This window comes from Oleiphilus sp. HI0080 (assembly GCF_001635135.1).
In genome coordinates this window covers 1-8,134 of the sequence record NZ_LWFU01000520.1, presented here as the reverse complement: position 1 = coordinate 8,134, position 8,134 = coordinate 1, and the positions used below count along the sequence as shown (strand labels likewise).

The 8,134-nt window shown below is 46.8% G+C and carries 7 protein-coding genes; 3 read left to right on the top strand and 4 right to left on the bottom strand.

Translation table 11 applies throughout. The features are described from left to right. Positions 1–131: 131 nt before the first annotated feature. Together A3751_RS10990 and A3751_RS10985 are read left to right on the top strand one after the other, a co-directional pair. A complete protein-coding gene (locus A3751_RS10990) occupies positions 132–1,793 on the top strand; it encodes a nitrite/sulfite reductase (protein WP_068455729.1) in 1,662 nt (553 codons plus the stop codon). Then, positions 1,777–2,259 carry a DUF934 domain-containing protein gene (locus tag A3751_RS10985; RefSeq protein ID WP_068455726.1) on the top strand — a complete coding sequence of 161 codons (483 nt, stop codon included), beginning with the start codon at positions 1,777–1,779 and terminating at the stop codon, positions 2,257–2,259. The genes A3751_RS10990 and A3751_RS10985 overlap by 17 nt, the downstream gene beginning before the upstream one ends. 40 nt (positions 2,260–2,299) lie before the next feature. On the opposite strand, the gene A3751_RS10980 is transcribed toward A3751_RS10985, so the two are convergent. From A3751_RS10980 to A3751_RS10970, 3 genes are all read right to left on the bottom strand, one after another. Next, positions 2,300–3,877 carry a sulfotransferase gene (locus tag A3751_RS10980; protein ID WP_068455722.1) on the bottom strand — a complete coding sequence of 526 codons (1,578 nt, stop codon included), beginning with the start codon at positions 3,875–3,877 and terminating at the stop codon, positions 2,300–2,302. A gap of 110 nt (positions 3,878–3,987) precedes the next feature. Next, positions 3,988–5,124, bottom strand: a complete 1,137-nt coding sequence (locus tag A3751_RS10975; RefSeq protein ID WP_068455719.1) for an HD domain-containing phosphohydrolase — start codon at positions 5,122–5,124, stop codon at positions 3,988–3,990. Positions 5,125–5,394: 270 nt separating this feature from the next. Further along, positions 5,395–6,279: a hypothetical protein gene (locus A3751_RS10970; RefSeq protein ID WP_068455716.1), complete on the bottom strand. Its 885-nt coding sequence runs from the start codon at positions 6,277–6,279 to the stop codon at positions 5,395–5,397. A gap of 125 nt (positions 6,280–6,404) precedes the next feature. Here A3751_RS10970 and A3751_RS10965 point away from each other — a divergent pair, with 125 nt between their 5' ends. Continuing rightward, on the top strand, positions 6,405–7,826 hold the full coding sequence (locus A3751_RS10965; protein ID WP_068455713.1) for a 3-oxoacyl-ACP reductase: 1,422 nt from the start codon (positions 6,405–6,407) through the stop codon (positions 7,824–7,826). On the opposite strand, the gene A3751_RS10960 is transcribed toward A3751_RS10965, so the two are convergent. Then, positions 7,827–8,134 (bottom strand): M23 family metallopeptidase (locus A3751_RS10960; protein ID WP_156492390.1); only part of this gene is annotated, 308 nt, incomplete at its 5' end.

The window sequence follows — 8,134 nt, the reverse complement described above, 5'->3', positions numbered from 1 at the left end:
ATGATTTTTTATCAGTTTTGATGCTTAAACAAAGCTGATAAACTGCGCGCTTCAAAAATGGAGCAAGATGTAAACTTAGTGAGCGTGCCGCAGGCTCCGTTTTTCACATTGAATCAGGGCAGAAAACAAGTATGTATATTTACGACGACCTAGACTCGAAAATAGTCAAAGATCGTGTAGCGCAATTCAAAGATCAAACCGAACGATACTTCGCCGGTGAACTAGCTGCAGACGAGTACCTTCCTTTAAGACTTCAAAACGGACTGTATGTTCAGCGCCATGCGCCGATGCTACGTGTTGCGATTCCCTACGGAATGTTGAACAGTAAACAAGTTCGCAAACTAGCTGAGCTATCAAGAGACTTTGATAAGGGCTATGTGCATTTCACAACACGTCAAAATGTTCAGTTTAACTGGCCCGAAATCGCCGATGTGCCAGAAATGCTCTCACAATTGGCCAACGTTGATATGCACGCCATTCAAACGAGTGGCAACTGTATTCGTAACACAACAACCGACCAATTTGCTGGTGCTATCGCAGATGAAGTTGTCGATCCTCGTCCCTATTGCGAGATCATCCGCCAGTGGTCAACGTTTCACCCAGAGTTCGCGTTTCTGCCCCGTAAATTTAAAATCGCCGTAAATGCTTGTCCGAGTGCAGATCGCGCAGCTATTGCGGTTCATGATATTGGTTTGGAGCTTATCAAAAACGACACTGGTGAAATCGGCTTTCGCGTCCTTGTGGGCGGAGGTTTGGGTCGAACACCAATTATTGGCTCAGAGATCAATAGCTTTTTGCCTGAGAAAGATCTACTGACTTACCTCGAAGCCATTTTACGTGTTTATAACCGTCACGGCCGACGAGACAACAAGTACAAAGCGCGGATCAAAATACTCGTTAAAGCAATAACACCCGCGGTATTTAAAGAGAAAGTGGACGCTGAGTGGGAACACATTCGCAACTCAGAAATGCAACTCACTGCCGCTGAAATTGATCGTGTTAAAAGCTTTTTTACCGAGCCTGCATACGAAACACTTCCGCGTGAAGGCGCTGAGCTCCGTAAAGCGTTAGCCGAATCAACAGGCTTTGCAAATTGGATCAAGCGCTGCACCGACGAGCACAAAGTAGATGGCTATCGAATTGTGACGCTTACACTTAAGAAAACCGGCATCCCTCCCGGTGACGTCACCGATGGCCAGCTGGATATCATCGCTGATTTGGCTGATCGTTACAGCTTTGGTGAAATTCGCGTCACGCACGACCAAAACCTTGTTTTGGCAGATGTAAAAGAAGCAGAGCTATACGCACTGTGGAAAGAGGCGCAATCTGCCGGTTTCGCAACACCAAACCTTGGCATGTTGACCGATATCATCTGCTGTCCGGGCGGTGATTTCTGTGGTTTGGCAAACGCCAAATCGATTCCGGTTGCAGAGCAGATTCAGCTTGAGTTTGAAGATCTGGATTACCTTTACGACCTCGGGGAGTTAGAACTTAACATATCGGGCTGCATGAACGCCTGCGGCCATCACCACGTTGGCAATATCGGCATCCTCGGAGTTGATAAGCGCGGAGAAGAGTTCTACCAAGTCTCTCTTGGCGGTGACTCTGGTCGAGACGCATCGATTGGCAAGATTCTCGGCCCGTCTTTTGCCCGCAAGGACATGCCTTCGGTCATTAGAAAAATCATTGATGTGTTTGTAGAAAAACGTCAAGAAGACGAGTTATTTATCGACACTTATAATCGAGTAGGAATGGATCCATTTAAGGAGCGCGTATATGCCAAAGCTAATTAATCTCGAAAGCGCTATCGACAATACTTGGCAGATTTTAGAGAAGGACTTTGAGGGCTCACCTACGCCGAACTCACTCGTACCCATGAGCTACTTTATTGCGAATGCGGATGCAGTCTTAGCAAACGGAGACATTGGCGTATGGCTTGATAGCGACGACCAACCTGAAGATCTTCCGGCCGAAGCATCAACACTCCCATTAATCGCAGTAAACTTTCCCAAGTTCATTGATGGTCGCGGTTATTCCATTGCGCGATTTGTCCGAGAGCGCCTAAGCTACGAGGGAGACTTGCGTGCCATAGGTGATGTACTTTTGGATCAACTCTTCTTTTATAAACGCTGTGGGTTTAGCAGCTTCCTGCTACGCGACGAGATTGACACTGAAAGAGCCCTAGCGGCATTTGGTGATTTCGGAGAGGTATACCAAGCAGCGAACGACCAACCAAAACCACTATTTCTGCGGAGATAGCTAGGCCTCTGACAGAGTTGAGTTGTTAAATAAGGGCGCCCTAAAGGCGCCCTTCTCCACTTTTAAGCACGTCAATTAATGGTGCAAGCTGCTTCTCGAAAGGCTTTGATGCCTTAACGGCATCTTTGTAGATGGGTTGACGAACCTGAGCGATAGACGCAGTGCGCACTGCACGCTTGTTTTTATGGAACATCAAACAAGCGCTTTCCATCTCCAAATCACAGTAGTCGAGCAAGCGCTGAATCTCACTTTCAGAATCTGAGACCATTCTCTCGTAATTTGCGTCGTAGATCCGGCCAGGGAAGGTATCAACTAACGTCGCCATTAGCTGCTCGTAGAGGTTGTAATACATTCCGAGCTCTCGCAGCTCATTCTTATACGAATGTGTTCCGGCAAAGTTCTGTTTGTAAATAGAGAAACACGTTTCAAGAGGATCACGGGTACAGTGAATAATCTTAGCCTCGGGCAAAGCCGCAGCAATAAACCCCGCCATCATATAGTTGTAAGGCATCTTATCAGTAAAAAACTCGGGCAAGTTATTGCCTCGCTGGGCCTGCATCGCTCTCACCTGAGACAAATAGTTTACAAACGCTCTCTGCGCAGCCTCTGCGCGAACTCCAGCATCAGCCGAGCTCATCACTACTTCCGTTTCACGCTGAAAGCACTCACTCAAGACCTGTAACTCACCCTCCGCACCAACACGCGAGTGGCTTGATAAGATCTGCTCAACGAGCGTTGTACCCGATCGAGGCATTCCCAGAATGAAGATCGGTGCCGCTCCGTCTTTGACCTTGGGCAAACTCTCGCACGCCCCTAAGAACGGACCACTGAGTGCTTCGATAATCTTAGAGAACACATCTTGCATCTCAGAATGTGCATAGTGATAGCGAGAGCGATTAATCGTGTTGCCCATCTGAAGGTACTTGAAGCTCTTTTCAGCGTCTCCCTTCCTGTCGTAGTACATGCTCACAACGTAAGCGATGTTCATCTTCGCATCTTCGTTCAAGCCGCGTTGACGCAAGCGCTGCTCGTACTGCGGAACAATTTCTTCAAGCAACGCTTGCTTCTTACCCTTACCATGAACAATCAGATTTCTAACAACACCGACTTGACCAGGATTAGCACGCAATGCCTTTTCGAAGTATCTGTAGGCCTTATCACCCTCACTTAGACGGCTGAGACACATACCCTTAAAATTTAGTAGCTGCGCATTTTGAGGCTGTTTTTTTAGCAAGGCATTCACTAACGCCAACGCCGCTTCCTCTTTATGAACAGCAATCAAAATACCAACGTACTGTGCCGACAAGGCCATGTCATCCGGTGACTCTTCGAGCAATAGACGGACCCATTTTTCAGCAAATACATTTTCCCCGAGCTGAGAGGCAACATTTACCGCCTGCTTAATCAGAGCGGTATCTTGGGGCATGTTGTCGATCGCTAAGGCAAACAGAGGGAGCGCCTCACGCGCTCTTTTCGTTTGAACCAGCACCATTGCAAGTCTCGCATTAACAATGGGATTCTCAGGCTCTAAACTGGTTAAAGATCTATAGAGTGCTTCCGCTTCACGATATTTTCCTTGCTGATGAAGCTGACTTGCTCGGTTGAATTGTTCTTGCATGACTTCCCTTAAAATACAGCGGGCAATTTGGTGTAGAGGACGGAGAGAACCGTATCATGCTTTGGAAGATAAAAACGCGGAGCCGGCCACATCGCCGGCGTATTAGCAACTCAAATAAACAAACTAAACGGTCTTGGTTTAGTAAGCGTGGCTAACAGAGTTTTGAGCGTAATATTGAGCTGGGATATGGCAGCACTTCTACTTGAGGGGAGCACTTCCTGAGCTTCTTTTAGCAAACGTTGCGTAGGTTCAAGAAAGTCTGGAAGCGCCTCCATGCACAATCTAGCCTCATTGAGACACTCATCGTCTAACACATTCAAAAGGCCACTTTCGTTCATTAAAAGATCTAGCTTCTTGATACGAGAGCGCAACAAACGCACACTGCGGTAGTGCTCAGCACTAACCAACTCTCCGCTAAGGCTAACAGCTTCACGCACAAAGCTGGCAAGCAGCGCAACCTGCTCGGCAAGACGCTCTTTATTGACTGGAGCCGAGTGGTCCAAGTCCAATCGCAAAGCTGCTGCTTTGAGCAAGCTATAGGCCGCTCCATTGACCCGCTTAAAGAACATCGTACTTGCCAACTTTAACGGGGAACGACAATCAAAAAGACTATCAAAACCATCGCGCTTCATTACCAAATCACTGACTTGATTCGCGACCACCAAAATTTGCATCTCAAGGTTTAACTGCTGCTCGCCAATATTATGAGGGTAACCTGTCCCATCTTCGTTGGCGTGGTGATGCAACACAAGCTCAGCGACTAAGGTATCATCTGATATGGCTTCTTCGAGCAGACTATACGCAACCAAAGCGTGACTTTTTTGACCATCCACGCTTTCTGGCCCTTTGATCGCACCAACACGTTCCCGCATCAAAGAAAAGTAATCACCGATACGATAATCATCCATATAAAGACCAATATCCTGTGTCAACCCGGCATAGAACAGCGCCCTCTTTCGACGATCTTCAACATCGAGCTGATCCGCGATTAACACGCTAAATATCGAGCAAAATAAACCTTTCTCAAAATCCATCATAGAGTTGGCGTTTAGGCGAGACAACGCCTCCATCACCGCAGGATAATGCTCAAGGTTTGAGCAATAATGTCCAACTCTTGGCCAAAACTCGTCGTGAGACTCAATAAGAGCATTCAACGGATCGTAAAACGAAACAAAGCCACGTGCAGACTCTACTATCGCAGTAGCATTCATGGTGAGGGTTGGCTGGATATGCTTTTTCGTACCCATGTTGTGTAATGGTCTCCAAGACATCAGCCGGCTGGGCCGACTCACGAAAACACGTTCTGATGATGGTAAAGTCGCAAAAAAACAATCAAACGAAGCGACAACTATCTCTTAACTTTAGAAGAGATTTTGAGGAGTACAAAAGCTTACTTAGAGCAATTCGTCACAAGATATAAAGATTAATTTCTGAATATTCATAAGTGCAGAGGACGCCTGAAATAGCAAATAAAAATGGGCGCAAAAGCGCCCATTAAAACGATATAACGAATTGGATTATTCGATCATTAAGGCATTAGGATCAACAACACCTGGATTGCTCTTTAAAACCACTGAGCCTGAATTATCAACACTGGCCTGACCAATGATAGGTTGAATCGCTAAGTTGCGCTGATCTTGAGAAACCTGCTCTGGCTTGGCCTCTTTCTGACGTTGAACTAACAACTCTTGATTAAGCGCAGTTATTTCTTTGCGCAAGCGCCCTAGCTCATTATTCGAATTAGACAGCTGACCTTTGACTGAAGCAAGCCGTTGCGTTGCAGCAGTTCTTGCGCTCTCAGCTTCTTCCAAAGCGACAGCCAATCTGTCTACCTCTGCCCGCGTATCTTTTTGACGTTTAACAATTGCATTGTACGCAGCGCTGCGCTGACCCAACTCTTTCACTTTACCGTTTAGGGTGCTTTGAAGAGTACGCGCTTTTTTCTGCGATTCAGCCAAGCGCATCTCAAGCTCAGAAACCAGCTGAGAGCTGCTTGAGAACTCTTCTTCAATCAATGCGATTTTTTGCTTCTGTGTATCAATAATTTGCTCGGCAATACCAAGCTGCGATGCAGTGTCACCCTTAACCTGCTCTAGAAATCGTGTGCGCTTTTGAGCTGAAGTCAATTGGTCATTTAACTCTGCGATCGAATTCGATTTTAAAGAAACATCTGATTCTAGCTCTGCTATCAATGCACTTTTTGCCGACAACTCAAGCTCAAGCGCATTTTTTTCCAACGTTGTGTTCGTTAAGACACCCGCTGAAACCGCAAAGCCAATTGAGGCCACGCCCAGCATCGCTAATCTGAATTTACTTTGTTTTTTAAGGTGCGCTACCCACTCATTCGCCAACGCTTCGCTATTTTCAACGCTAACACTAGGCTCTACTTCTTTGTCAGTCATCACCGTTCACCCAAATGACACTCAGATCCATCTGTTAATTAAATGTGAAAAAGTTCAAAATACCATTCCTTAAAGACTAGCACGTCCGCCCTGTTTGGCTAACTTAATCATCTAAAAGTAGAACTATGAACGATTTTTACACCCGCATCGCTCAATCTGACATTGGCAAAAGCATTTTCGACGGCATCGGGCTACCAAGCCCGCCAAAGCTAAAGCGCTCGCCCGAGGTTTCTTTAGAGCAACCCAGAGGTCGCATTCTTGTTGCCGGAGCACTCAATGCAACAGCAATGCGCAGAACACTGTCTGAACTATCCAGCACCGATGCAAACATCTCTATGCCTTTTTGGGATGAAGCGTCGTCAGCCGCTCTATTTTCAAAACACAATGCAGCAAGTCAAAAGAAGATCGAGCAGATCAGCTTCAATCAAGTTTCTAATCACAAATTCAAAGCACTGATCTTTGATGCCACAGGCATTAACGCTATTGAACAATTAAAGACACTGTATGTTTTCTTTCATCATGCACTCAAACACTTAAAACTTGGCGGCCGAGTAATCTTGATCTCCAAAGCAGAAGAAAATTGTAACGAGAAGGAGCAGCTCGCCTGCATTGAGGCTATTAGAAGCTTTACCCGTTCAATTGCCAAAGAGATCGGTAACAAGGGAGCCAATGCAAACCTTTTGGAGTTAGAAAAAGGCGCAGAAAAGAACATTATCAGCCCTCTTTCCTTTTTGCTTTCACGCAAATCTTCTTATGTGACTGGCCAGTCGTTAGTGTTACGCAATGCAAAACAACTCCCCCCTAATTGGCATAAACCGCTAAAAGGAAAAACGGCGCTAGTGACAGGCGCAGCATTTGGGATTGGCTCTGAAACGGCCCGAGTATTGGCTCGTGACGGAGCCGTCGTCGTCTGTCTCGACATCCCTGCTAACCAAGCAGCTCTCACCCAGTTTGCTTCAAACATTGGCGGGCATGCGATAGCACTCGATCTCATGGCGGACAATGCCGTGAATGAACTGATTCAAACACTCACATCGCAACTCGGCGTATTGGACATTGTCATCCACAATGCCGGCATTACACGAGACAAAACGCTCAGAAAAATGAGCGCTGAACAGTGGGATGCAGTCATGCACTTAAACCTAGAGAAGATTATCAGCATTAATCAGGCGCTTTTGGAAAAAGGTGCGCTAAACAGAGATGCACGTATTGTTGGTGTTAGCTCAATATCCGGTATCGCTGGTAACTTCGGTCAGACGAACTATGCATGCTCAAAAGGCGGCTTAGCAGGTTATACACGAGCACTATCCAAGGAACTACCAAATGGCATCACCGTCAATGCGGTTGCGCCTGGTTTTATTGAGACACGAATGACGAGCAAGGTGCCGTTAATTGCCAGAGAAATGGGACGTCGCTCAAATGCGTTTAGCCAAGGAGGTCTTCCCTTAGATGTAGCAGAGGTTATTGCTTATCTCAGCCAGCCAGCGTCGCAAAGCCTGAATGGCAATGTGCTTCGGGTTTGCGGTCAAAGCCTTTTGGGACGTTAGCTAAAAACCCTCTGGTAGCTCTACCTTCAACATTAACTGGGGATCGATGCGCTCGCTTTTCCAGTTCATACGCCAATCTAGATGGGGGCCGGTAGAGCGGCCTCCTTGACCGATCTTTGCGATAACGTCACCTTGTTGCACTTCCTGTCCAACCGCAACCAAAACTTCGCTCAAATGAATAAAGGTGGAACTCAGCCCATAGCCATGATCAATAATCAGAGTTCCGCCTGAGTAGCACATATCTTGATGCACGAGCGTAACGATTCCGCTTGCAGGCGCAAAGACCGGCTCTCCTACCGGCCCCGCAT

Excerpts from the sequence above, each read along its gene's own strand:
- A3751_RS10980 (WP_068455722.1), bottom strand. The coding sequence starts at position 3,877 with ATGCAAGAACAATTCAACCGAGCAAGTCAGCTTCATCAGCAAGGAAAA.
- A3751_RS10975 (WP_068455719.1), bottom strand. The coding sequence starts at position 5,124 with ATGGGTACGAAAAAGCATATCCAGCCAACCCTCACCATGAATGCTACT.
- A3751_RS10965 (WP_068455713.1), top strand. The coding sequence starts at position 6,405 with ATGAACGATTTTTACACCCGCATCGCTCAATCTGACATTGGCAAAAGC.
- A3751_RS10970 (WP_068455716.1), bottom strand. The coding sequence starts at position 6,279 with ATGACTGACAAAGAAGTAGAGCCTAGTGTTAGCGTTGAAAATAGCGAA.
- A3751_RS10990 (WP_068455729.1), top strand. The coding sequence starts at position 132 with ATGTATATTTACGACGACCTAGACTCGAAAATAGTCAAAGATCGTGTA.
- A3751_RS10985 (WP_068455726.1), top strand. The coding sequence starts at position 1,777 with ATGCCAAAGCTAATTAATCTCGAAAGCGCTATCGACAATACTTGGCAG.